This window comes from Bacillus sp. NEB1478, assembly GCF_031582965.1.
In the GTDB taxonomy this organism is placed as follows: Bacteria; Bacillota; Bacilli; order Bacillales; family Fictibacillaceae; genus Fictibacillus.
The window spans coordinates 66,518-92,955 of record NZ_CP134049.1; the positions used below are offsets into that span (position 1 = coordinate 66,518).

Here is a 26,438-nt window from a genome sequence, read left to right on the forward strand (position 1 = left end):
GTGTTTCGAAATGGTTGAAAATAAAGTAGTAGTGATTACAGGTTCTGCTAGTGGTATTGGTTTTGAAATCGGAAAAATGTTTGCTGAAAACGGAAGCAAAGTTGTTCTTACTGATTTAAATGCTGAAGGTGTCGAAAAAGCTGCTGAAGGCCTTAGAACACTTGGCTTTGAAGCAATGGGTCTTAAAGCAGATGTAACAAGTGAAGAAGATATCAAAAATATGATTGAGACAGCACATGAAAAATATGGCCGAATCGACGTTTTGATCAACAATGCTGGTCTTCAGCATGTATCTCCAATCGAAGAATTTCCTACAGCGAAATTTGAATTGATGATCAAAATCATGCTTACTGCTCCATTCATCGCGACAAAGCATGTACTTCCAATCATGAAGAAGCAATCTTTCGGACGTATCATCAATGTTTCTTCCATCAACGGATTAATTGGTTTTGCTGGTAAAGCGGCGTACAACAGTGCAAAACACGGTGTTATCGGTCTTACGAAGGTGGCGGCATTAGAATCAGCTGCACATGGCGTTACAGTTAACGCTCTTTGCCCTGGATATGTAGACACACCGTTAGTACGCGGTCAGATGGAAGATCTAGCGAAAACAAGAAACGTTTCTTTAGAAAAAGTACTTGAAGAGGTTATTTATCCATTAGTTCCACAAAAACGTTTATTGGACGTAAGTGAGATCGCGGATTATGCAATGTTCTTATCAAGCGATAAAGCGAAAAGTGTAACAGGACAAGCCATCGTCATCGATGGCGGTTATACAGCTCAATAATATTAATAGGACTGGCAAAGAGAGTATAGGTTAAATAAACCTGTACTCTTTTTGTTTTCAGAAATCTTTATTAAAATACGAATGCTTATGGAAAGGAGATTTTTAAACGCTTCCACTATCCGAGTTCAAGGAGGATTTTATGAAAATTTTAGCGATAACATCTTGTCCAAATGGAATTGCCCATACTTACATGGCGGCAGAAAATATTCAAAAAGCAGCGGACCGTTTAGGCGTTCAGATGAAGATTGAAACTCAAGGTTCTATAGGGGTAGAGAATGAGTTTTCGGAAAAGGACATTCAAGAAGCGGACGGTATCATCATTGCTGCTGATAAAACAGTAAATAAAGATCGATTCAATGGAAAAAAACTGCTGGTGACGGGTGTTCAAGAGGGAATTAGAAAACCTGAACATCTTATTCAGCAAATAATGGATGGTGATGTTCCTGTTTATCAATCGAACTCAGGGGCTTCTTATGATAATAAAAAAGATAAAAAGGAAAATCCGATCTACCGGCATCTCATGAATGGCGTCTCGTATATGATTCCTTTTATTGTTGTTGGCGGACTTTTAATCGCGATCGCACTTACGCTGGGCGGAGACAAAACGCCAGGTGGCATCGTCATACCAGATGACTCGTTCTGGAAAAAGATTGAGATGATCGGAGGCGCGTCCTTTACGTTCATGATTCCGATTTTAGCAGGGTTCATTTCTTATAGTATCGCTGATCGTCCAGGACTGGCTCCGGGAATCATCGGCGGGTATATTGCAGCGACCGGAAGCTTTTATGGAAGTGAAGCGGGAGCTGGTTTTCTGGGAGGAATTATCGCCGGTTTCCTTGCCGGTTATGTTGCATTAGCGATAAAGAAGTTAAAAGTACCAAGTGCTGTTCAGCCGATTATGCCGATTATTATCATTCCGGTATTGTCATCACTTATTGTTGGATTAGCATTTATCTTTGTTATTGGTGCACCTGTAGCTAAAGTGTTTGAGGTGCTGACAACATGGTTAGCTGGCATGCAGGGCAGCAGTTCTTTGTTATTAGCCCTGATTTTAGGCGCAATGATTTCCTTTGATATGGGGGGGCCTGTGAATAAAGTAGCCTTTCTGTTTGGGTCTGCCATGATTGGAGAAGGAAACTACGAAATCATGGGTCCTATTGCAGCCGCGATTTGCATCCCTCCTATCGGAATGGGTGCAGCTACTTTCTTGAGTAAAAGAAAATTCCGGCAGACTGAACGGGAAGCTGGAAAAGCAGCTTTCACAATGGGGTTATTTGGAATTACAGAAGGTGCTATTCCGTTTGCAGCACAAGATCCATTGCGTGTTATACCGAGTATTATGGTCGGTTCCATGACGGGATCAGTCATAGCCATGCTGGGAAATGTAGGGGACAGAGTAGCTCACGGCGGACCAATTGTTGCTGTATTAGGTGCTGTAGATCATGTGCTGATGTTCTTTATTGCAGTAATTGCAGGAGTCCTTGTGACAGCAGCTATGATTCATGTACTTAAAAAGGACGTTGAGACTGAAGACGAGCCTGTAAATGAAGAGAAAAAGCAAAATGTTCCACATGAAACATTCAAAAAGGAACAAGAGATTCAGAAGCTTACTGACATCACTTCCCTTGACCTGATTGATATTGATCTATCGGGAGAAACACGTGACCAAGTAGTGGATGAAATGATTGGAAAAATAGATGCTGCTCGTTTATTAAATTCCAAGGAAGCATTTAAACAAGCTATTCTGGACCGAGAAAATGAGAGCACTACAGGAATCGGAATGAATATAGCAATACCGCATGGTAAAACAAATGCTGTTAAAAAACCGGCTGTTGTGTTCGGTATAAAGCGGGATGGAGTGGACTGGAACAGCTTAGACGGAACAGAAGCAAAATTGATATTTATGATTGCGGTTCCTAAAAAGAGTGAAGGAAATGAGCATTTAAAAATCCTGCAGATGCTGTCACGAAAACTTATGGATGAAAGTTTTAGAGAAAAATTGTTAAAAGTGAATACGAAACAAGAAGCTTATGAGCTTTTAAAAGAAATAGAGTAAAAAATGAGTGGATACCGAAAATGATCGGTATCCTTCTTTTAGCTTTACTCAATCATATTTTACAACGGGCCATTTTTCTTTTCGTAAAGCGTTCATGAGCTCAGGGCTGGCATGCAGGTTTTCCTGCACCAATTCTCTTTCCTAAAAGAGTGTTACTTTTAGTCTGTTTTTTAAAGAGCCTTCATTGACAAGTTGATTGCAGTGCAAGATTTGAGACTCAGGCTAGGACCAGCGGGTCAGATTAGACACAGTAGGTGCAATTAGCAAGCTCACCTTATCCCTCACGGAAAGTGAGAACCTGGAACGGAAATCAACCACTTCTAAGAGCAACAATGATTTCGAAAATAGCCATAAAATAAACTCAAAAGTGGTTATTTTCACTTTTGAGTCAGTTCGCTCTTATGATCGAAAGGCAATGGGTAATCGTCGGTTTGATTTTCTTTAATTCTTTTCAGCTGAGCCACAATAATAATGCTGATGATCACCAGCAGGAACCAGGAGCTTATTTTCCCGAGATGAACGAATGACCATGTTTTTTCTTGATTTGGATATTGCCACGCTCCAAAAAAGGTACTGATATTTTCGGCAATCCAAATAAAGAATCCAATAAGCAGATAGGAAAGTATGATCGGCATCTTATAGACTTTTTTATTTATTTCGTAATAAACGACTGTTTTATAAAAAGTAGGAAAAAGAAGAAAGATAAGGATCCATCTTGAATCAAAGAGAAAGTGATGTGTAAAAAAATTAAGGTAGATTAAAATACAGATACTGTAGACATATACAGGTAACGGCCATCCTTTAATCTGCAGATTTAACCGGCGCCAGCTCTGACAGATATAACTTGCCACGCTTGCATACATAAAACCGCTGTAGAGAGGAACCCCATAAAACTTGCTATATCCTTCTTCTGGATAGTTCCAGGAACCCATATGTACTTTAAAAAGTTCTAATGCGAGTCCAATTACGTGAAACATGCAAATGACTTTCAGTTCATCAACGGTCTCTAGTTTTGCCAATAACATAAAAGCTTGTGAAATGAGACATATCAAAAGAATGAAGTCATACCGGGGCAGAAATGGGACGGGATAAAACTTCGATACGGCTAATGTTAAAAAGATGATAACAGGGAAAATGCACGATAATGCCTGTAAATAAGCGAATTGAAACAAGGCTTTCATGAAAGAAAATCACCTTTTCCGTATATTAGCTAAAAGAGCTGTTAAACTTTTTCAGCAGCTGTCCAAACATCTCACATTCTTCTTCAGACCATCCATTAAGTAAATTCTCCACTTTGGCTATTCGTTCCTTTTTATAAGCAGCTAATTCTTTTATACCGATTTCCGTGATTTGGTAAGAGTAAGCTCTGCGGTCAGTTGGATCAGGAATTCGAGATGCATATCCCTTTTGTTCAAGAGAGGACGCTTGTCTGCTTACCGTTGAAATGTCCAGATGGAATTCGTTCGCTAATGTCTTGACTCCAGTGGGACCTTGAGAGGCTAAACGATGCAGTAAAAGGTATCCTGATCGGTCAAGCTTTCCATTTTTATCGGATGAGACAGAAGTTATATAACGAACTAGGGTAGCCATTTCAAATTGTATCGTTTCTATTGATTTTGCATTCATTGTAAAACATACACCTCACAAAATACTTTCTATATAGCATGATAGCTTATCGAAAAGAATTGTCAATTCACTGTCTTTTTATTTAATTTTTAATGTTGACATAACATGCAGTTGTATCATACAATATTATAGTTGTATCATACAATAATAAATAAAGTGAATAAAATAAATAAATTCTTTATATGAAAAGGGGTAATTTTATTATGTCATCTTTATCTCAAAATGCAGCACATGCAGAGGAACAGCCTGCATCCCTTGTAGAGGACGAGGCAAGTCTGCTTAAACAGCCAAAAGCGGTGTGGGCTGTCTTTTTTGCTTGTATCATTGCTTTTATGGGAATCGGTCTAGTTGATCCAATCCTCCCGGCACTAGCCGAACAGTTAGACGCATCTCACAGTGAAGTAACCTTGCTTTTTACGAGCTATAACGCAGTAATGGCAATAGCAATGCTTATTACAGGCTGGATCTCAGGGAGAATCGGAATAAAATGGACACTGCTTTCTGGTATCTTAATTATTGCTGTTTTTTCAGCGCTTGGAGGTCTTTCCAACGATATATGGACGCTTGTATCACTTAGAGGGGGCTGGGGCCTTGGAAACGCATTGTTTGTTGCCACAGCATTAGCGGCGATCGTATCTCTGTCTAAAAGTGGAACAGCAAGAGCCATCATCCTGTACGAAGCAGCGATCGGGCTCGGAATTTCTGTGGGCCCGCTTTTAGGAGGATGGTTAGGTGCAATGACTTGGAGAGGACCATTTTTGGGAGTAGCGACACTTATGGTCATTGCATTTATCGGACTCTCTGTTTTAATGCCAGCGCAGAAACCAACGAATACAGCAAAAACAAAATCGTCATTGCTTGATCCGTTTCGTGCACTGAAACACCGTTCATTGTTCGTGTTTGGTATCACAGCAGCTCTTTATAATTTTGGCTTCTTTACATTGTTAGCCTATTCTCCATTTGTGATGAATTTAGATGAGCATGGTTTAGGGTTTGTATTCTTAGGATGGGGAATCTTGCTAGCGGTTACTTCGGTATTCATGGCACCAATGCTTCAACTTCGTTTTGGAACGATAAAATCTATTTGTATCATGCTTTTTTTATTCGCTGTGCTTTTAGCTGTTATGGGAATCTGGACTTCTACACAATGGGTTGTAATTGCAGCTGTTATTTTGGCAGGGGCAATGTTAGGCAACAACAACACACTGATTACAACAGCCGTAATGAATGCAGCACCAGTTGAACGTTCTACTGCATCTGCAGCTTATAGTTTCTTGCGTTTCTTAGGTGGAGCAGTCGCACCGTTTATGGCAGGAAAACTCTCGGAAATTTTCAATCCGCATGTGCCATTCTTCGTTGGTGCAGGGTTTGTTTTACTATCAGTCGTCTTTATAATGATGAATGAAAAGCACGTAAAGCATGTGGATGAAATTGGAGCAGGACATTGATTTAATATATGAAATAATTATAGAAGCTGGCCAAAGGAATAAAAAAAATGCCTTAGAGTCAGCTTTTTTGTTATTGATAAGCGCCGAATCTCATCGTCGGTTTTGCTTCTGCGGTACTCATTTATTTTGTAAATACGCGTCCGTTCCTCAAATTTTCACTTTCTTGAGCTTATTGACCTTATTGTTTATAAAACAACAAATTTATGACCTTTCTATTACTCAAATTTATAAGGAATCTATTTAATTAAGTATCCATATGAAGGTTCCTTTCATAGAATAGAAGATGGAGAAACAGGGGGTGATATGAATTGAGTGATTGCCCGCTTTGTGGTTTATCTCACAGTGACTGCAGCTGTCCAAAACAGGATCATACGCGTGAATGCAGCATCAATAATCCGCATAAATCATTTTTCGATTGTGATTGTGAAATTTGCCGCCCACCAAAGAAACTAAGAAGAAGAACGGACTCATCTGAATCTGCAGATTGATAAGACAAGCTTTATTAAAAAAATTATAAAACGAATGAAAGAACACCTTATCCTGTAAGCTGGATAAGGTGTTTTTAGATGAAAGTTAATTAGAATTCTTAACGACCACCAAGTATTGGAGGCGTATTGAGCCTTTTTACATTATTTTCTTTAGCGACAGGTTGTCCATTTTTTTCATAATGTGAAGTTAGCTGTTTTTCTATGATAATACTTGATCCTAATTGTCCCATAACATTAAATCCCCAACGTAAAAAGAGTCGTAGTGCTTCCCGGTTGTCCTCATCTACTGTTCCGAAGACTTTTCGTATACCTTGGTTTAATAAATGCTTCTCAAAGACCGGCAGAAAAGAGCTCGCTATTCCTTTTCCTTGATGTTTGTCATCGAGAACAACATAATCGACATACACCATATCGCCTAATCTAAAGCGATAGGATACAAAGCCTGCGATTTGATCGTCTTCATCACAAACAATAAGAACTTCATTTGCGTGTTTTAATATAGCCCGAATCGTTTCTTTTTTCACCTTGAAATTATCAACAACCATATCAATTAAATAAGGATCATCTTCGCCAGGAATCCTATTTCGAATATACAATGATATTCCCCCTTAACATTAACAAAGGGTAGACAATGATTGATTCCCCTTTCTAATAATATATGAGGGTTGTCCGAATTTGTTTGGATAGATATCCAGATGGGGAAAATTTTCCATTGAAGACATTGAATTATGTAAAGGAAAAACCGGAGGAAGCCCCGGTTTTTTTTGTTTTTCACACTATACAGGTTTCGAATCAGGAATCATGTTTTTTCTTTTTCTTCTTTTTCTTCTTTTTCTTCTTTTTCTTAGAAGATAACCAATGGTGCATTCCAGTTAACAAGATAGTTCCCCCCTTTGTGAGAAACTAGAAAAGAGAATATATCAAACATCCTCTTCTCTTCTATATCTTACGTAAGCTTGTCTAAAATGTTTGGACAAACAATTGTTTTAAAAAATGGACGCATACACATTTTTAAGGTGCTCGATTACATAGAACAACATTTAGAGGAATAACTTACGCTTGAGAACTTAGCAAAAGTCTCCACTTACTCTCCCTATCATTTTCAGCGTACGTTTAAAGAATAGTGGGTGAAACACCTACACAATATGTGAAACGTCTTCGTTTAGAGAATGAAGCACATTTATTAATTTATCAACAACCGACGAGCCGCGGCATAAGCTGACCAGTCTACCTCTGCCATGCCATGATTGAACGAATAGGAACACAAAAAAACCATTGACATGAAACATGTCAATGGTTTTGGTTTTAAATAGATTAGCGAATGCCCTTCATAGCTCCCTGAATCTTTGGAGCAAGAACGAAAAGGATTAAACTTAGAACGATTGCTGCTCCACCAATTGACCCGAAATAAGCCATTTCGTTAGCAGGTGTGTAGAATCTAACAAGCTGTGCATTAAGTGCTTGTGCTCCTGCACTTGCTAAGAACCATAAGCTCATTGTTTGTGCAGAGAAAGCTGCCGGAGCAAGCTTAGTTGTTGCAGAAAGTCCAACTGGTGATAATAATAGCTCCCCGATAACTACGATGAAGTAACTAAGAACAAGCCATAAAGGATTTACTAGTGTGTTGTCTCCGCCAAAGTAAGCTGGTAGAAGAATAACTAGGAATGACAATCCTGCAAACAGCAAGCTTAGAGCGAATTTCTTTGGAATCGTCGGCTGACGGTTTCCAAGCTTCACCCACATCCAAGCGAATACAGGTGCTAATGTAATAATAAATAGCGGGTTCAATGACTGGAACCAAGCTGGTGAAATATGAATCCCTGCAAAGTCTAGTTGTGTACGCTTGTCCGCATAAGAAGCAAGAATAGTTGATCCTTGTTCTTGAATCGCCCAGAACATAACAGCAGCAATAAACAATGGGATATAAGCGATTACTCTTGAGCGTTCAGTTGCAGTTGTTTTTGGACTGCGGTACATTACAACGAAATAAATTGTTGGAATCAAGATACCAAAAATACCTACAAGATTAACAAACACATCTAATGTGAAAATACCAGCTGGGATTGTATAAGCTAAAATAGCACCTAATACTACTACAACAATACCAACAATGGTTCCAACTTTTTTCTTTTCAGCTGGAGATAATGGATTTGGAACATAAGTACCAGCTAAACCAAGATTTTTCTTTTTCGTTAAAACGAACACTGTAAGACCAAGTAACATACCTAATGCGGCAATACCGAATCCTAAGTGGAAGCTGTATTTCATTCCAACCGTTCCAACTACTAGTGGAGAAAGGAATGCACCAAGGTTGATACCCATATAGAAAATACTGAAACCAGCATCACGACGAGTATCTTCAGGGCTGTACATATCACCTACAACGCTTGAAACGTTAGGTTTTAACATACCAGTACCAAGAACGATCAGTACCATAGAGACAAATAGCATTGTTATACTTCCTGGGAAAGAAAGCACAATATGACCAAACATTATCAAAATTCCGCCATAGAATAGGGATTTCGATGTACCAAAAACTCTATCAGCTAACCAGCCGCCAATAACTCCAGACATATATACAAGTGAACCATAAATAGACATGATAGCTAATGCGGTTTGTTCATCAAGACCTAAACCACCTTTTGAAACTTCGTAGTACATGTAGTAAATAAGGATGGCTCTCATTCCATAGTAAGAAAAGCGCTCCCAAAACTCAGTAAAGAAAAGTGTGAACAAACCTTTAGGGTGACCAAAGAACCCTTTTTGAGGTACACTATCCACAATTTTCTGTCTATTTTGCGTTGACATACCAACGACCTCCTTCATTCTTTAAACATAATACTTTGAAATATTTAACGTTGTCAAAAGTTTTTGGCATATTTATTATTACAGGTTATTTATTATTCGTAAATGGTAAACGCATCCATAATGGGTATAATGTCTTATAAATTTGATAAAAATACATTAAAAAAGTACGTAAAATTCGACAAAAAATGCAGATTTTCTAAAGAAAATGTCCTATCTTAAGGAATGTAAAAAAATTTATGATATCGTTGTGAAATGACGGAGTTTTAAGTAGTATAGAGAGGTACCAAAAGGGCTTGAAAGAAGGTTTTAAAAATGATGAAACATTCCATATATGGATTAACGTTTGAGCAATTATCAGCATGGCTGCTGGAACGTGGACATAAAAAATTTCGTGCGACCCAAGTATGGGAGCTGTTATATAGAAAACGCGTAACTCATTTTTCTGAAATGACAGAAGTGAATCAAGAGTGTGTGGCATTATTAGAAGAGAATTTTGTGATACAAACTTTAACAGAACATGTAAAACAGGAAGCTTCTGATGGAACAGTCAAATTTCTGTTTAAATTGCAGGACGGCAATTTGATCGAAACGGTCTTGATGAAACATAAATACGGTTTATCTGTTTGTGTAACTACTCAAGTCGGCTGTAATATCGGCTGCAGTTTTTGTGCAAGCGGATTGTTAAAAAAGACCCGTGATTTATCAAGCGGTGAAATAGTAGAACAAATTATGAATGTCCAGCATCATCTCGATCAAAAGGGAGATGGTGAAAAGGTCAGCCACATCGTTGTTATGGGGATTGGAGAACCGTTCGATAACTTTGATAATATGAATGACTTTTTAAATATCATGGTTGATGCAAAAGGGCTTGCAATCGGGACCAAACATATTACTGTATCTACGAGCGGGATTGTAGACAAAATCTATGAATTTGCAGATACTTCACAAAGAGTTAACCTCGCTATTTCATTACATGCTCCAAATAATGAACTGCGTACTCAGATCATGAAGATCAATCGTGCATTTCCACTGGAACAATTGATGGATGCTATGCGTTATTACATCGATAAAACGAACCGTCGAATCACGATCGAATACATTTTGTTAAAAGATGTGAATGACCATGTTGAGGAAGCCATTCAGTTAGGTGAACTTTTTGCAGATATTAAGAATCGAGTTTACATCAATCTCATACCTTACAATCCGGTAGATGAGCACAGTCAGTATCAAAGAAGTACACAGGAGACGGTTTTAGCGTTTTACGATACGCTCAAAAAACAAGGAATCAACTGCAAGATCCGCCAGGAACACGGAACGGATATTGACGCAGCGTGCGGGCAGTTAAGAAGTAAACAAATTAAGAAAGACAAAGGAATATCCTTAAATTCATAAGAAAAAGACCGATTTTAGCCGATCGGTCTTTTTTATGGCTGTTTTCTAAAAGATTGTTGCTTTTGACTCATGTTGTTCATTCTTTCCATTGAAAAGTTGATTGTAGAGCAAGGTGTGAGACTCCTCGAAAATGAAAATCATATTTTCTTCGTGCGATGTAACGCTGCTGAAGTTTTCCTTGTCCTGCGGGAAAAGCGGGACAGTCCGAAATGCGGAAACGGCTGGTGCAGCCCCGACAAGCAAAGGGAAATGGGCTAAGAAGGCGCTTTTTGCCTTCAAGACCATCTAACTTTTGACCTTGAGGGGCTAGACGTTGGAGCTAGACAGGTGAGACCCCACAGGTGCAAAGCGCCGAGGAGGCTCACCGCACGCCCCGCGGAAATCAACCACTCCCAAGAGCAATTAAGATTGCGAAAACAACCTATTCAATTGACAATTGTCAATTAATTACATAATATAAAGGTAATCAATGGAAAGGATGGTGTGTTTGTGAGCGTGAGCGTTCTTAACTAAAACAAATTGGATACAGGCAATCGAAAGGAAATTTTTATAACGGGTAGCCGTTTATTTGTTATGCCCTTTTGATGCCATTCATTAGTTAAGAACAGCGGTCAGAATACAAGCCATCATAATTATCCCCTTGATGCTGCCGGACTCTTCTTATAGAGCCGTTTTTTTATGCATTTTTTTAAAAGGGTGAAGTCTATTATAAGGGCGGAAATGACATGTTCATTTCTGCCCTTTTTTATTTGGCATATTCCTGGCCTCTGTTAGAGGAGGGATAATCACTTATTTAAAAATCAATCTTTCAAAATAGAGTGTCATTTAAACGACTATACAAATAAAAATTTGGAGGCTTTACCATTGAACATTCATACAACAAACATGTTGGAATATAACAAAATCAAAGAACTTCTAAACAATTACGCTATAAATCATATAACGAAAGAAACAATTGAAAAGCTTGAACCTTCTACGCATCTTTCTGTGATTGAAAATTGGCTGAAGGAAACATCTGAAGCACGAAATATTCTTGAAAAAAGCTCAAGTATACCAATTGCTAACCTGAACGGTCTTGAACAAGTGCTTAAGATACCTCAAAAAGGATTAAATTTAACACCAGAACAGCTTTCACTCATATATGGGCTTTTGGAAAATGTATATAGGATGCAGCGCTTTATGAATGATAAAGCCTATTTAGCTCCAGCTATTGTGAACTATGCATATTCCATGTTTGATCTTAACGACTTAAAGGATGAAATATCACGCTGTATTCGTAATGGCAAAGTGGATGATCATGCGAGTAAAGCTTTATTAAAAATCCGCAAAAAAATCACTGTTGTGGAAGAGAGAATTAAATCAAAACTAGATCATATTCTCAAGTCATCAACCTATCGTGACATGATGCAGGAACAAATGATTTCCATGAGAGATGGACGTTATGTCATTCCTGTTAAAAGTAAATTTAAACGGAATATTGATGGCCAAATTCTGGACAGTTCATCGAGTGGAGCAACAGTTTATATCGAACCGGAAGATGTACGTAAGCTGCAAACAGAAATGAGTATGTTAAAAGCAGAAGAAGAAATTGAAATTTCGATTGTGTTAAGTATGCTTACAGGCATGGTTGCTGGATATGAGCGGGAAATCAGTATTACGATAGAAGCTATGGCACACTACGATTTTATTTTTGCAAAAGCGAAATTCAGCAGAGCGATTGATGGAAAAACCGTTCAGATAAACAACGAAAATAGAATTGTGATCCAATCTGGCAGACATCCACTTTTGGGGGATAAATGCGTACCATTAACATTTCGCTTAGGCAAGGATTATCAAGCGCTTGTGATTACAGGACCAAATACAGGTGGAAAGACAGTTGCAATTAAAACGGTCGGTCTTTTAACGTTAATGGTGCAATCAGGTTTGCATGTGCCTGTTGGTGAAGGAAGTGAATTTGCTGTATTCCGGCAAATATTTGTTGATATTGGTGATGGGCAAAGCATTGAGCAGTCGCTAAGTACATTCTCATCCCATATAACGAACATCATTTCGATCTTAAAACAGGCTGGTCCAGAGGATTTAGTCATTTTAGATGAGCTTGGAGCAGGCACAGACCCAGCAGAAGGAATGGGGCTCGCAGTGTCCATTCTCGAGAAGTTATTCAGCAAAGGCTCAATGATTCTTGCAACTACTCATTACAGTGAATTAAAAGAGTTTGCAGACCTCACACCTGGATTCGAGAACGGATCAATGGAATTTGATTTGGATACTCTTCAGCCTTTGTATCGATTAACTATTGGAAAAGCGGGAAACAGCCAGGCTTTTGCTATTGCTATGAAGCTGGGAATGGATGAGGCGGTTATTCAGAGGGCAAAAGCAATAACTTATCATAAAAATATAGATTATCAACATGTGGATAACCGTGAAACATTTCATTTATCCACAGCTGAACAAGAAAATTTGTTCCTATTGAGAGAGAAAGCAATATCGAAAATAAAAAAACCTGCTATTCAACAAGCACAATCACAAACAATGACGAATGATATCTTTCAAATCGGTGACCGCGTAATTGTTACGAGTCTAAAAACTGCAGGAATTATCCAAGAAACTGAGAATAATCAAGGTGAGTATCGTGTTTTAGTAAACGGTGAAAAGGTACTTATTCACAAAAAACGCCTTAAACTTCACATTGAAAGCAAGATGCTCTACCCAGACAACTATGATCTGGATATTGTTTTTGAAACGAAAGAGAATCGGAAAAAAGATAAGCTTATGACAAAGCGGCATGTGGAAGGACTTTCGATTAAAAGGGAAAATCAGCAATAAAAACTCAACGGGGCGTGGATGGTGATTATGGGAAAAGGCAATGTAAATTATAGTGTCTTAAACATGGAAGATCTCACTCCGAACCTCTTAAAGCATTTTAACCGCTATCAAGAGACAAAGCGTGTTTTATTTCTAAATAAAGATGCTCTGGAACAGAAAGAAGACTATTTCATTGATCGTTGGGATGATAATAAGAAGGAAGATGTTATTGATTCCTTAAAGCAATGCATTGCGGGGAACGGCGCAGTTATCGGCGCTTTTGAAGATAGTCGTTTAATAGGCTTTGCAAACGTCGAAGGGATGCTGTTTGGTTCGATATATCAATATGTTGAACTCCCTTATATTCATGTATCCAATGAAGTGAGGGGTATGGGAATAGGAAAAAAACTATTTCACTACTGTTGTTTAGAAGCCGAGAAGCTAGGGGCTGACAAACTATATATCGCAGCTCATCCTTCCGTTGAAACACAAGCCTTTTATAAAAGATTAGGATGTATATTAGCAACAGAAATTAACCTTATCATTCTTGCAAAAGAACCTTTAGATATCCAATTAGAAAAACATTTGCATTAAAAAAAGGTGCCCTATGATCTGGGCACCTTCTTCATTTATTCTGAAAGCTGCTATTTTTTTGTCACTTTTTCACCAGGAAGACCGTCAATATAGCCGACACCACCAGTTTCCATGATACCGATTTTCTCTTGCATTTCTTCTTCAAGCTTCTTTTTATCTACAGCAGTAATTTCTTTTTCACTGATATCTTCACCAGGGTGCTGATAGTTGCTTAAGAGATATCGAGAATCTTTGACAGTATCTACTGATCTTAGTCCTGTCGCTTCAGCTCCGACAGGGACAGATAAAATGCGGGAAAGTTTCTTTGTATCCAGGTTATAAGCCCATACAAAGTTATTTGTATGCATGTCACTGTCTTCTCCGATAAACAATGTGTTTAGATCTTTAGAATAGCTAAGGTTGTCTGGGTTTGCTACTTTGTTTGGATCTGCTGTGTTGCCGTATGCGTCTGCTTTCTTTAGATCTTCTCCAACTACAAATCCGTGCATATTGGAAGCCACATATTTACTTAGGATAGGAAGACCATCTTTGTCTTTTTGATTTCCATCTAAATTAAGTTCATAGGTAACACCAGATTTACGCTTTGGAAGCTGAATATCGTCTTGAATGCTGCCTTCTTGTTTTTCCATACTTTTTTCTTGGTAAGAAATAGCCATATAAGCTTTTTTGTCTTCTTTGTTAACCGTGAGACCTTCCATCTTATTAAATTCAGAAGTAGCGCCTAAAATGGCTCCATAACGGCGTGATTCTAAGAAGGCTGCTGCTTTTTCCATCCCAGGTTTTACTTTTAAATACTCTACATTTTTGCTTGAGTTTGTCTTAATTGCAGTGAAACCTTCAGTTGGTTCGTCTGCTGTTTCAAAAATATCACTAAATTTGATGCCGCTATTAATTATAGTTTCTACTTCTTTATCTAAAGCATGTCCAAGTTTGATCCATTTCAGGTCACCAGAACCGCCATTTTCAGTACTTTTTTGATCAAATTTTGCTGCATAAAGTGTACCAGAAGAGAAATCTTCTTTTTTATCAGCCACATACATAAACATCATTGTGTTACCGCCATCGTCACCAAATAGGGCAGTTTTATTATCAGGCAGCACTTGCATCATTTCGTGTGAGAATCGGCCAGTGCTGTAATGTTTTTCAACGGATGGCTGACCGTCTTTAGATACTGAAATTTCCGGAATCCAGCCATAGTAATATGGGTTTGCTTTAGACTGATCTTTAAAATAATGATTTGCATAGTTTGTTACTTCTTTATAAGCATCTGAAGTCTTATCTTCAAATGCACGAGCATCTGGTTCGTATTCTTCAGACCCTAAGTGTGTACCCCAGTCAGTTGTAGATCCATTACATGGAGTCCAAAGACCATTTACATTAGCAAAATCAATTTTCTTAGAGTTGTTAACTGTAAGCTTGCCTGTTTTTTCATCACGATCAAGCTTAGTTAGTGTCATGGAAGCAGGAAGTCCTTTAACTTCTTCACCCGCGTTATTTTTTGAATCATATTCATAATGAGAGATCATATATAATTCATCTCCCATTTTGATTAAACTGTTAGAATCCGGGGCATCTGATAGGTAATAAGATGGTTTATCGGGAACACTATTATCGACAATCGGGTCTCCATTTACATCAATTGGTGTTCCAGCTGGGATTTTTTCACCTTTATTATCAACAATTTTATCTTTTGAAAGAAAAAGCTGATTATAATTAAGCGGCTTTTCCTTTACACTGCCGTCATTATACGTAACTTTTACTGTTGAAGTTGTATATGTTTTAACCATATCTTCAATAGTAGAAGGTGCTTTCATTGAATTGAATTCTACTTTTTGTATTTGTTTATCATGATCAGACCCTGAATGGGCGAATGCTGTTAATGAAAATGAGGATAGTAATGCTAAAGATAAGCCAACTGTAACTTTTCGTTTCATATTCAAACCTCCTAAAATTATCGTACTCTTATATATAAACATCCCAATTTTAAGCTAGTGTTAAAGTTATGCTGATGATTATTGAGGATTAGTAAATTTACGATTACCGTTCGATAACAATAGAAAAAAGAGAGAACTTTTTGCAAGGTTCTCTCTTTTAAAGGGCATTTTTTTAGTTTTAAATAAATAGGGGAGTTGTTTTCTGGACTATATTATCTACTGCAGCATTCACAACATTTGAACCGATTTCAACCGGGGGAGTAGATAAATAGGAAACAACATTTTGAATCAATATATCATCTGCCCGCTGACTTCCACCAAAAACTTTAATGGATGCGCCGCTATTATGAAAGTCCTTCACAGTTACGTTAAATAAGGAAACATTCCTTGCCCGGTATTGTATGGCAATGAGCGGATTTGTTTGAAAGTCATAGGAAGGGTCACCAAGTAATAGGAACCTGTTAATCAAGACATTTTTGTAGCCTGATATAACCATTCCACGAGGTTCAGAGCCCTTGTAGAGATCAGTTACAACTGGAGCTATAGCAACAATATTAGTAGCTGAAATGTGGTAAGCGGTTTTTGACTCAGGCTCAGTGCCTTTGTGATGACCGATATGCCGGAAGTTATATGCACGATTATCGTTTACGGACAAATGACCAATGATATGGACATTTGCTGCAGCTGACGCATTATGGTGAGCTTTTACTTCAATCCCGCCAAAGCAGCGTGTGGAGGAATTATTTAATAGCCAAACATTCCGTGATCCATCATCAATTTCAAAACCATTGGAGTTAGAGAAACCTTTTTGATGAGATCTTCCGCTAGGGTCACACATATGAGAATTAGATATGAAAATGTAGTCACTATGATGGGTAGTAATTCCATCGTCACCAAAACCAAATCCTGTAAGATCGTCTAACCAAATATATTTGCTGCCTCTTCGCGACCGTGTTCCATCACCAAAGTATGTATAGATAGAGGATGAAATATCAAAGCAGTGCAAGCCAGGATTGATAGCTTCTACCCCTTTTGCCCACCCATACGTTACATTTGCAAACGTAAGACAGCTGGAGCGGTTATTACCTGAGCTTGTTTTCTTGATATCCCTTAGACGTTCGACATTCCAATCTAAAGTCATGTTTTCCACGAGGATGTTGCGATTGCCGCGTATATGGTTTTTGTTTGTTAACAGCCATTGCCCAACAGGAGCACCATCGTGCAGTTTTATTGTCGTTACCCCTTTTCCTTCCCCTAATATGCTTGTATACGAAGGCAATTTTAGTCCTTTTACAAGGTAAATTCCTTTAGGGACACGAACGATAACACTTCCTTTTCCTATTGCTTTCTCAAATGCTTCTGTATCGTCTGTAATCCCATCTCCTTTAGCACCATATTCAATTACATTTACTTCTCTTTGTATGTTTTTCAGCAAATTCTTATATTCTTTATCTAATATGCCTATCCATTCAGGAAACACTTGATCGTTGGAATCGATAAAAAGCTGTGTAGATTCTACATCAAAATAATCCGCTTTTTTAACTAAAAATCTTTTAAAACTAAAACTCAGCCATTCTGAAAATGAAAATAACTTCTTACTTATAAGCGGTAATTTTGTGCAGTTCCCTTTAAAAAGCAGATCTGTTTCTTTAAGGATTTCCTTTAATGATATTTTGTTTTGAAGCAATTCTTTAATGATTGCATCATTTGTTTTGGGATCGTGATTTTTATTTAATTGAATCATTTTCAAACACCTCAACTTAACATATCGATGTATTTATCATTAAATCTTTCCCTTTCTATAAAAATATAATCTGTAAAATTAAGAGAGCAGGGGAGGGGGGATGGAAATAAAATGGATTGCAAACAAATATGCTTACAAGTTTACAAAAATGTTTGCAATTGTTTGCATTTAAGTTTGCAAGTTTACAAAAACGTTTACACGTTGGTGTATCAGTGTTTTTGAGTTCTGGACGACTTTGTTTACAGCTTTGTTTGCATGTTTACAATTTTGTTAAAACGAAAGAAAAGCATTGTTAAATCTTTCATTTCCCTCTACTCTATTTATATAGTAAAAAAACATAAACTATAAAACAAAGAAGGGATGCATGCTCATGAGTAAATCAAGAATTGCAGCCGTAGATGTTGGGAACGATTCATTAAAAGGGATTTTTGGAAAATTAGAAAACGAACTAAACATACCAAATGTCATTGCACGAGATATTGAAGACCGTCCGGTAATCGGTATTGAGGAGTTAGACAGCAAAGATCCATTAGAAGGTATACATATTAAAGTACACTCCCCTGCCTTAAAGGAAAATAACGCAATTTACCGAGTTGGAGAGCTTGCTACAAAAAGTGATAACTCAACTGAACTTGATCCAGGCAGCAGCAAGTCAGAAGAAGATCAAACGTTAATCATGCTATTTACAGCCCTAGCACTGGATGCTGTAAAAGAAGAGAACGCTGATATTTTCCCTAAGAAAAACAACGTTATCGATTCAAGCTATGTACTTGGTACTGGCCTCCCCCTTCGCGAAGTAAAGGAAGGAAAAGATGCAGGTTACCGTTCTAAGCTATTAGGATCTGTTCACCAAGTAGAATTCCTTGTAACACCGAAGTATCAAGGTATTAAAGTAAACTTGAAGTTCGAGGAAGTGAAAGTATATCCGGAAGGTTTTGCAGCATTTATTAACCTTGTAATGGATAATGACTTGAAGATCACGAACAAAGACTTAATTGATAAGCAAGTTCTTATTCAAGATATTGGCGGACTTTCTACGGATATCGCAGTGATCCGCAACCGCAATGTAGATGACGATAAAGCACAAGGCTTTAACCTTGGTGTGTCTGAAGCATTAGAACAAATACGAGAAGAGATTCGCTCCAAGCATGGTGTAGAATTAGACAGCAGACTTGATGTAGTTGACATCGTAACGAAGAAAACGAACCGTAACCACATCATGGTGCGCGGAAGCCGTACAAGCGTTCATGATATTACAGACCGTATTTTAGTAGACCTGGCTAAGAAACAATACCGATTGCTTCGTAATGTTTGGGCAAAAAATTCTCAAACAGAAATCTGTTATTTTGTCGGCGGCGGCTCTGCTCTCTTAAAGGATTACATTAAAACATTGAACAACAATCTAGATGGCTACAACATCGACTTTTTTGAAGATGAAAAAGAAAGCATCTGGATGATGGCAAATGCTTATTACAAACTTATTTCCGATCACCTAAAGAGAACAACTAAAGATGAAAAAGTTGAGGATAAAGAGAAAAAAGCTGTTAAAGCTTAATAAATAAGGTGATGAAATGGATAAAAAGGCTGCAAACGAAATTACGAGAGGGAAAACAATCGCATTTCGTATTCCTTCCGACACACCTGATCATGTCATTAAGCAGCTTCAAAAACTGAAAGAAACAGAAAGAAGAAATTTCTCTAGCAAAATATCAGAGTATGTCATGCAGGGAGTCGGACAATCTCTTCACAAAGAAAGAGAGACGATTACGATCCCCCTTCCAAAACAGCTTAGCAAGATTCAAAGAGATTGGCTGAAGCACGAACATTCTGAGGCATTGCTAGGCAGTATTATTTATCAGTTGATCACAAACCCTGTTCGGACAGCCTCATTGCTAACGTCCTTAAACAGTAATTCGACAGATATTGATCAAGCACTGTATCTACAAGAAGAGATGGAACAATCGAAAGAGCCTCAGTTCACAGAAGAAGTTCAAACGAATGATCCCCTCGATGATGATTTAAGTGAGTTTGACTGGAATCAAGTGAAACACGAAGAAACAGCATCAGACTCAGAAGAAGAACTCGAAGAAAGAGAAATGGAAGATCTGCTAGGAGATTTCCTGGCACATATGAATAAGTAACGACCAAAAGCCGGGAGAAATCCCGGCTTTTTTATTGTTTAGGAAATTATAAAAAACTAGATCTGAGGATATATTTATTAACATATGCGTATCATTTTTTGGAGAACGATATGAGTAGTAACAGATGCAAAAGTGGTGCTATCTCGTCATAAGCGATTACCAAACCAATTTGGGAATTAAAAGCAAGATTTCAGTCAAAAAAGGTGAAAAACCGGTCCTAAACAAGACCAATATGGAGGAAGTTGGACCATTCCATCTTCAAAACCTAATAAATTAAAACTTTTTCAGCCTTAATAAGACCATGCAAACCATATATCCACGGTCATCCTCAATATATCCACGTTAATTCAAATAATTCCACGTTAAACGGCCATATATCCACGTTAATTTCTGGATAACCACGAACCGACATCATTCGACACCAATTCGATGTTCCACCATCTAGATGGTCATTCCTCACATGTTCGGAGTGGGTAAACAACAATCTTTTAGAAATAAGTATTTTTAAAAGATTGTCGTTTGTCCTATCTTTCAGTAGGGAACGGTATAAGAGGTATATATTGCATACAACCTACAAGGAGGAAGATGGAATGGCCGAAAAACACAATGCAGACGGAAATCGTAAAGATGAACAGCTGGAGCAATTTCGTGCAGAGGATGCAGGAAAAAAACTGACGACAAATCAAGGACTTAAAGTTTCTGAAGATGAGTTCTCCTTAAAAGCCGGTGAACGTGGACCAACATTGATGGAAGACTTCCACTTTCGCGAAAAAATGACACACTTTGATCATGAGCGTATTCCAGAGCGGATCGTGCATGCAAGAGGATTTGCAGCTCATGGAGAGTTTGAATTATATGAGAGTTTAAAAGACTTTACGAAAGCGAACTTTCTGCAGGATACTTCTAAAAAGACTCCTACATTTGTACGTTTCTCAACGGTCGCAGGTTCTAGAGGGTCTGCTGAAACCGTACGTGATGCTCGCGGTTTTGCGACAAAGTTTTATACGGACGAGGGTAACTACGATCTAGTAGGGAACAACATCCCCGTTTTTTTTATACAAGATGCGATTAAGTTTCCAGATTTAGTTCACGCACTTAAACCAGAGCCGCATAATGAAATGCCGCAAGCCGCAAGTGCCCATGATACGTTTTGGGATTTCGTAGCAAACAATCAGGAATCAGCACATATGGTTATGTGGGCGATGTCAGATCGGGCCATTCCAAGAAGTTTCCGCATGATGGAAGGTTTTGGCGTTCATACATTCCGTCTTGTTAACGACGAAGGCAAAGCTCATTTTGTTAAGTTTCATTGGAAGCCAGTCCTAGGCACACATTCATTAGTATGGGATGAAGCGCAAAAAATTTCAGGTAAAGACCCTGATTTTCACCGTCGGGATTTATGGGAATCCATTGATAAAGGTGATTATCCTGAATATGAATTAGGTCTTCAGCTGATTCCAGAAGAAGATGAATTTAAATTTGATTTTGATATTCTGGACCCCACGAAACTCTGGCCAGAAGAAGATGTACCGGTAAAGATTGTTGGGAAGATGACATTGAATCGCAATGTAGATAACGTTTTTGCCGAAACAGAGCAAGTAGCATTCCATCCTGGACATGTCGTGCCAGGAATTGATTTTTCGAATGATCCGTTACTGCAAGGACGTTTATTTTCATACACTGACACACAGCTATCACGACTCGGCGGCCCTAATTTCCATGAACTGCCGATCAACCGACCTGTTTGTCCGTTCCATAATAATCAGCGTGATGGCATCTCTCGTCAAACCATTAATAAAGGTCAAGTGAGCTATCATAAAAATTCTCTCGCAGCTAATACTCCTGCCCCTGCATCAGAGGAAGAAGGCGGATATGTACACTATCAAGAAAAAGTAGAAGGGAGAAAAGTGCGCAGCAGAAGTGAAAGCTTTAAAGACCATTTCTCCCAAGCTACCCTTTTTTGGAACAGTATGAGCGAGCCTGAGAAGCAGCATTTAAAGGATGCATTCAGCTTTGAATTAGGAAAAGTTAAAAGCAAATCAGTTCAGCAGCAAGTTGTGGACATGTTTGAAAACGTGAGCTTAGAATTAGCTGCAGCGTTTGCAGAAGCAATCGATGCAACTCCGCCTAAAGGTCTGGGATCTAATGTTGAGAAATCTTCTCCAGCTCTTAGCCAATTAAACACAGTGAAAAAACCGAATACGCGCAAAGTCGGTATCATTGTCGGGCACAATGTTGATGGAGAAGCTGCGGTTGTCTTGAATGCGTTGAAAAATGAAGGAATTCAGGCTGAGCTGATCAGCGACAAGCTAGGAAAAAGAGAGAGCTCAGATGGTAATGAGCATGAAGTGATGCATACGTTTCTTACCGCTTCATCTGTTCTCTTTGACGCTATCTATTTAATTGGTGATAGCGATGTGAATAACAAGTTCAAACAAGACGCTTTATATTTTGTGAATGAAGCTTATTCACACTATAAGCCAATCGGCGGCACACACGAAGGATCAGTATGGCTGAAAGAAGAAGGGTTAGTTGATCAACCGGGAGTTGTGAGTGGTGACGATATGAAACAATTCGCCAAAGATTTTGCTGAAGCAATTTCAGAACACCGTCACTGGGATCGACAAATAAATTAATAAGGCTGTTTTCGTAAACTTTGTTGCTTTTGAAAGAGGTTAATTTCCGTTGCAGTGGCTCGCTTTCCGCGGGGCGGGCGGTGAGCCACATTCGTACGTTTCACTTTTAAGTGTCTCACCTGTCTAGCTGCAGCGGCTAGCCCCTCGAGGTCAAAAGTGAAAGTGTCCTGAAGGCAAAAAGCGCCTTCTTAGCCCCTTTCCTTTTGCTTGTCGGGGCTGAACAAGCCGCTTCCGCTTTTCGGACTGTCCCACACGTACCGCAGGACAAGGAAAGCTTCAACAGCGTTACATCGCACGAAGAAAATGCGATTTTTCATTTTCGAGGAGTCTCACCCTTCCACTCCAATTAACTATTCAATGAAGAACTTTTAAAAATCTCTCTGTAGCAACAATCTTTTAGAAAAGAGCCATTAATAAAAGGAAAATGAAGAAGGTCTGGTTCAAAAGTTATTAAAACTTTCGAATCGGATCTTTTTATTTGCTTTGGAATATGGTAAAAGTGCTTTATGTGGTGAAGTTACAGAAATATGTGGATTCATTATGGTTTTATATGGAATCGTGTAACAGATTTAAGGACACGTACCGTAATACTGCCCAGAATCAAAAATAAAAAGCCCCTTGCAGCCAAGGGGCTTTCATTATTTCATCGCCTTATTAATAAGGTTTGTGAGGGCATCTTTCCCTCTTGAACCTAAGTGGACTCCGTCAGAACCGAAGTATTCTGGATGTTTAATTGATTCACTATGCCAATCTACGAGTGTAATATTGTCTTTTTTTTTTGTTTTTTCAAGCAATAACGTATTTACTTTGCTTTCCCATGATCTTGGAACGCGTGTATTCACTAAATAAATATCGGCTTTTGAAAAATTGTTCAGCAGAGTATTCAATTGGTCTTCCGTAAAGTATCCGTTTGTTCCCAATTCAATAATGACAGCTTTATTCGGCTGATTAAAATTAGCGTAATCTGGTGCGAATTGTAAGGCTTCAGAAAGCTGTCTGCCGACTTTTCCATCAATAGTGATCTTAGTGTGTGTTTTCTGTAATCTCGATGCAATATCAAGCATTACAGAGTCTCCAATGGCCAATACGTTGTTATAAGTCTTCGCAGGTGCTGTTGCACCACCTTCTGGACCTTTATTATTGACCTCAGATTTGTTTTTAGCGTCATGTTCTTTAATTTGATCTATGATCTTGTCATCCTCATTATCTTTAGTTGAAGAAGAAGAATGGGAATTGTCTGTTTCATTATTTTTTACAGACTGCTGGCTACTGCTTATTTTTATTTGAGTAGGATGTGTACTGGCTGCTTCGCTTTGACTTTTGCCGTCGATAACGCCTGTTATACCTCCAATGAAAACTATTAGAGCAGGGAGGGAAACAACCGTTGCAGGAAGACTGTTTATGTGATTAATAGAAAAGTATTTTTGGAAAAATCCTTTAAAGCCGTGTTTACGAATAGGTGTTTCGATAAACCGATAGGAAAGATCTGCAATTATAAACGTCAAGGCTAGTTGCAGTCCGACTCGCCAGTATACGGGATTCCCGATTTCTTGAACAGGTGTGCTTAGCACGATAACGGGATAGTGCCACAAATAAATTCCATATGAACGAGTACCGATCCAATTTAGCGGTTTTTTGCCAAGCAGGACGCCTAAGTAACTGCTGGGATGACAAATACATGCGATTAGGACGGCTGCGTTTAAACAGAACAACAGCATGCCGCCTTTATAAATAAATGGCTGGAACTCGTCAAAATAGGAGACAGATATTATAAAAAGTGCAAAAGATAAAATGCTGAGCCCATTTAAAAAACTTCTAGTACTGAAAGGCAATTCTTTCGTAGAGAGCCGTTTCATCGGCCATAGAAGAGCGAGCCAGCACCCTATCATGAGTTCGAATGAGCGTGTATCTGTTCCATAGTATACACGGCTGGGATCTGCTCCAGGCTGATATAAAGTACTCATGAGCCAGGCAGAAGCAAGTATGGCAGCGAAAACGAATATAGAAAAACGGCCTCTTCGTTTAAATAGGCGAAGCCCGGTAATGAGCACGATCGGCCATAGGATATAAAATTGTTCTTCAATCGCTAAAGACCATAAATTTTTAATAGGTGACGGTGAACCAAAACTATCAAAATAAGATACGTCATGAAAGATATACCACCAGTTCGTTATATAAAAAAAGGCTGATATAGCATCACCGCGAACAGTGCTGAGCAGCTCACGGTTAAAAAGCACGACCCAGATGACGGTGGCGATAATCATGATAAAGGAAGCGGGTAATAAACGGCGTATGCGGCCCATCCAGAAATCCCGCGGATCTAATGTGATTTCGTTTCCTTTTAACGGAAGTATTATCGATGTAATTAAATAGCCGGATAATACAAAAAAGAAGTCCACACCAAGAAATCCACCTGAAGCCCAGCTGAAATTAAAATGGTATGCGATTACGGAGAGCACTGCAAATGCCCGCAGTCCATCTAATCCAGGTATGTAACGAAGACCTGACTTTCCTGACATACAAATTCCTCCAATAGTCTATGCGATTCCCGGTTAGTAAAATGTTCTATTTTAGGAATAAACTTTTTACTTTCTCTTATATACCTATTCACTATAAAGAACTAGATTCTATGCAAGCAAGGAGAAAATAAAAATTTATTAAAAAAGTAATTTTAGTTCCAATTTTCGGTATAATGTTCCAACTATAGTAGTCGTCATCGACACCACTTTTGTCACACATATTTACACTTTCAAAAGAAATAATCCATCCGACCTATAAGCGGGAAAAATAAAAGGCTGTTTTCGTATTCATTGTTGCTTTTGAAAGTATTTGATTTCCGTTCCAGGTTGCTCGCTTTCCGCGGGGCAAGCGGTGAGCCACATTCGGACGTTTCACGTTAAGTGTCTCACCTGCCCGCCTGTCCCGCAGGAGTCTCGCACCTTCCACTCCAATCAACCATCTAAGAAGACAATAAAAAAGAGATTTGAAAGCAACAATCTTTTAGAAAACAGCCAAATAAAAAGACCGAATGGAGTTTTCGGTCTTAAAGGCAAAGAATATTATTTTACTTTAGTAAAAGATTCTGTTTGTTCTAAAGTTGGATAGGAGGTTTGCGTTCCGCGTTTTGTTACACTAAGTGCAGCGAATGCTGTTGCCATTTTCATCGCTTGAAGCACATCTCCATCTTGTACGTAGTAATGTGAGAAGCAGCCGATAAATGCGTCTCCTGCGCCAGTCGTATCAATTGCATCTACCTTATGTGAAGAAACTGTTTGTACATGATCTTTGGTTACCCACATCACGCCTCGGCTGCCCATCGTGACGATTACGTTTTTTACTCCTTGTTCTACGAGTTTTAAGGCAGCTGTTTGAATTTGCTCTTCGTTTTCAACGGGCATTTCTGTTAATGTTTCTAATTCACTTTCGTTCGGAATGAAGAAATCGCATCTGCGAACGTATTCAAAATCTAATTCTTTTGAAGCGGGAGCGGGATTCATTATCACTGGAATGCCGTGTTCATTTCCAAATTCAATGGCTCGATAGATCGTTGGAAGCGGAATTTCAAGCTGAAGTACAATCAATGAGCATTTCTTTAGTTTTTCTGCTGCTCGGTCGACATCTTCAGGAGACAAGTGCTTGTTAGCTCCCTTAATGATCAGAATACGGTTTTTGGATTCTGGGTCAACAAAGATTGGCGCAACTCCACTCGATGTACCTGGAACTTTGTTCGTGAACTCTGTATCTATTCCGAAATTTTTCAAATTTTGGATTGTGTTATCAGCGAACAAATCATCGCCGACTTTTGTTACCATCATAACTTTTGAACCTAGCTTAGCAGCTGCTACTGCCTGGTTGGCCCCTTTTCCGCCACAGCCAATTTCAAAGTCAGGTGCCTCTAATGTTTCACCTTCTTTAGGCATTTTATCAATATATGAAATAAGATCTACCATATTAGAACCTACAATTGCGATATCCATGC

At 38.6% G+C, this 26,438-nt stretch carries 19 protein-coding genes; 10 read left to right on the forward strand and 9 right to left on the reverse strand.

What is annotated here, in order from left to right:
- Positions 1 to 10 precede the first annotated feature (10 nt).
- Both RGB74_RS00325 and RGB74_RS00330 read left to right on the forward strand, forming a co-directional pair.
- Complete coding sequence (locus tag RGB74_RS00325) at positions 11 to 787, forward strand: 3-hydroxybutyrate dehydrogenase (RefSeq protein ID WP_310761004.1); 777 nt, start codon at positions 11 to 13, stop codon at positions 785 to 787.
- Between the two features lie 139 nt (positions 788 to 926).
- Positions 927 to 2,843, forward strand: a complete 1,917-nt coding sequence (locus RGB74_RS00330) for a fructose-specific PTS transporter subunit EIIC (RefSeq protein WP_310761005.1) — start codon at positions 927 to 929, stop codon at positions 2,841 to 2,843.
- A gap of 377 nt (positions 2,844 to 3,220) precedes the next feature.
- Here RGB74_RS00330 and RGB74_RS00335 read toward each other — a convergent pair whose 3' ends face one another.
- The gene (locus RGB74_RS00335; RefSeq protein WP_310761006.1) at positions 3,221 to 4,024 is read right to left on the reverse strand and encodes a DUF817 domain-containing protein; all 804 of its coding nucleotides are present in this window, start codon (positions 4,022 to 4,024) and stop codon (positions 3,221 to 3,223) included.
- Between the two features lie 25 nt (positions 4,025 to 4,049).
- The gene (locus RGB74_RS00340; RefSeq protein WP_310761007.1) at positions 4,050 to 4,469 is read right to left on the reverse strand and encodes a MarR family winged helix-turn-helix transcriptional regulator; all 420 of its coding nucleotides are present in this window, start codon (positions 4,467 to 4,469) and stop codon (positions 4,050 to 4,052) included.
- Positions 4,470 to 4,672: 203 nt separating this feature from the next.
- Here RGB74_RS00340 and RGB74_RS00345 point away from each other — a divergent pair, with 203 nt between their 5' ends.
- Both RGB74_RS00345 and RGB74_RS00350 read left to right on the forward strand, forming a co-directional pair.
- Positions 4,673 to 5,917: an MFS transporter gene (locus RGB74_RS00345; RefSeq protein WP_310761008.1), complete on the forward strand. Its 1,245-nt coding sequence runs from the start codon at positions 4,673 to 4,675 to the stop codon at positions 5,915 to 5,917.
- A 308-nt stretch (positions 5,918 to 6,225) separates the two neighbouring features.
- On the forward strand, positions 6,226 to 6,405 hold the full coding sequence (locus tag RGB74_RS00350) for a hypothetical protein (protein ID WP_310761009.1): 180 nt from the start codon (positions 6,226 to 6,228) through the stop codon (positions 6,403 to 6,405).
- Between the two features lie 98 nt (positions 6,406 to 6,503).
- Here the strand turns inward: RGB74_RS00350 and RGB74_RS00355 are convergent, their stop codons facing one another.
- Positions 6,504 to 7,001, reverse strand: coding sequence for a GNAT family N-acetyltransferase (locus RGB74_RS00355; RefSeq protein WP_310761010.1), 498 nt, complete (start codon positions 6,999 to 7,001; stop codon positions 6,504 to 6,506).
- A 718-nt stretch (positions 7,002 to 7,719) separates the two neighbouring features.
- The gene (locus tag RGB74_RS00360) at positions 7,720 to 9,213 is read right to left on the reverse strand and encodes a peptide MFS transporter (protein WP_310761011.1); all 1,494 of its coding nucleotides are present in this window, start codon (positions 9,211 to 9,213) and stop codon (positions 7,720 to 7,722) included.
- Between the two features lie 312 nt (positions 9,214 to 9,525).
- Between RGB74_RS00360 and rlmN the strand changes: the two genes are divergently transcribed.
- From rlmN to RGB74_RS00375, 3 genes are all read left to right on the forward strand, one after another.
- On the forward strand, positions 9,526 to 10,605 hold the full coding sequence (rlmN, locus tag RGB74_RS00365; protein WP_310761012.1) for a dual-specificity RNA methyltransferase RlmN: 1,080 nt from the start codon (positions 9,526 to 9,528) through the stop codon (positions 10,603 to 10,605).
- A gap of 864 nt (positions 10,606 to 11,469) precedes the next feature.
- Entirely contained in the window at positions 11,470 to 13,431 is a 1,962-nt protein-coding gene (locus RGB74_RS00370) for an endonuclease MutS2 (RefSeq protein WP_310761013.1), read from the forward strand.
- A 27-nt stretch (positions 13,432 to 13,458) separates the two neighbouring features.
- Complete coding sequence (locus RGB74_RS00375) at positions 13,459 to 14,004, forward strand: GNAT family N-acetyltransferase (protein WP_310761014.1); 546 nt, start codon at positions 13,459 to 13,461, stop codon at positions 14,002 to 14,004.
- A 50-nt stretch (positions 14,005 to 14,054) separates the two neighbouring features.
- Here RGB74_RS00375 and RGB74_RS00380 read toward each other — a convergent pair whose 3' ends face one another.
- Complete coding sequence (locus tag RGB74_RS00380; RefSeq protein ID WP_310761015.1) at positions 14,055 to 15,938, reverse strand: PhoX family protein; 1,884 nt, start codon at positions 15,936 to 15,938, stop codon at positions 14,055 to 14,057.
- A 178-nt stretch (positions 15,939 to 16,116) separates the two neighbouring features.
- On the reverse strand, positions 16,117 to 17,682 hold the full coding sequence (locus tag RGB74_RS00385) for a glycoside hydrolase family 55 protein (protein ID WP_310761016.1): 1,566 nt from the start codon (positions 17,680 to 17,682) through the stop codon (positions 16,117 to 16,119).
- A 370-nt stretch (positions 17,683 to 18,052) separates the two neighbouring features.
- Between RGB74_RS00385 and RGB74_RS00390 the strand changes: the two genes are divergently transcribed.
- The 3 genes from RGB74_RS00390 (at position 18,053) to RGB74_RS00400 (ending at position 22,459) form a co-directional block, all read left to right on the forward strand.
- Entirely contained in the window at positions 18,053 to 19,237 is a 1,185-nt protein-coding gene (locus RGB74_RS00390; RefSeq protein ID WP_310761017.1) for a ParM/StbA family protein, read from the forward strand.
- Between the two features lie 16 nt (positions 19,238 to 19,253).
- Entirely contained in the window at positions 19,254 to 19,823 is a 570-nt protein-coding gene (locus RGB74_RS00395; protein ID WP_310761018.1) for a hypothetical protein, read from the forward strand.
- Positions 19,824 to 20,413: 590 nt separating this feature from the next.
- Complete coding sequence (locus tag RGB74_RS00400; RefSeq protein ID WP_310761019.1) at positions 20,414 to 22,459, forward strand: catalase; 2,046 nt, start codon at positions 20,414 to 20,416, stop codon at positions 22,457 to 22,459.
- A gap of 638 nt (positions 22,460 to 23,097) precedes the next feature.
- On the opposite strand, the gene RGB74_RS00405 is transcribed toward RGB74_RS00400, so the two are convergent.
- The 3 genes from RGB74_RS00405 to rbsK form a co-directional block, all read right to left on the reverse strand.
- Positions 23,098 to 24,978, reverse strand: a complete 1,881-nt coding sequence (locus tag RGB74_RS00405; protein WP_310761020.1) for an acyltransferase family protein — start codon at positions 24,976 to 24,978, stop codon at positions 23,098 to 23,100.
- Between the two features lie 253 nt (positions 24,979 to 25,231).
- On the reverse strand, positions 25,232 to 25,354 hold the full coding sequence (locus RGB74_RS00410; protein WP_310761021.1) for a hypothetical protein: 123 nt from the start codon (positions 25,352 to 25,354) through the stop codon (positions 25,232 to 25,234).
- A 164-nt stretch (positions 25,355 to 25,518) separates the two neighbouring features.
- Positions 25,519 to 26,436, reverse strand: a complete 918-nt coding sequence (gene rbsK, locus RGB74_RS00415) for a ribokinase (protein WP_310761022.1) — start codon at positions 26,434 to 26,436, stop codon at positions 25,519 to 25,521.
- Positions 26,437 to 26,438 lie beyond the last annotated feature (2 nt).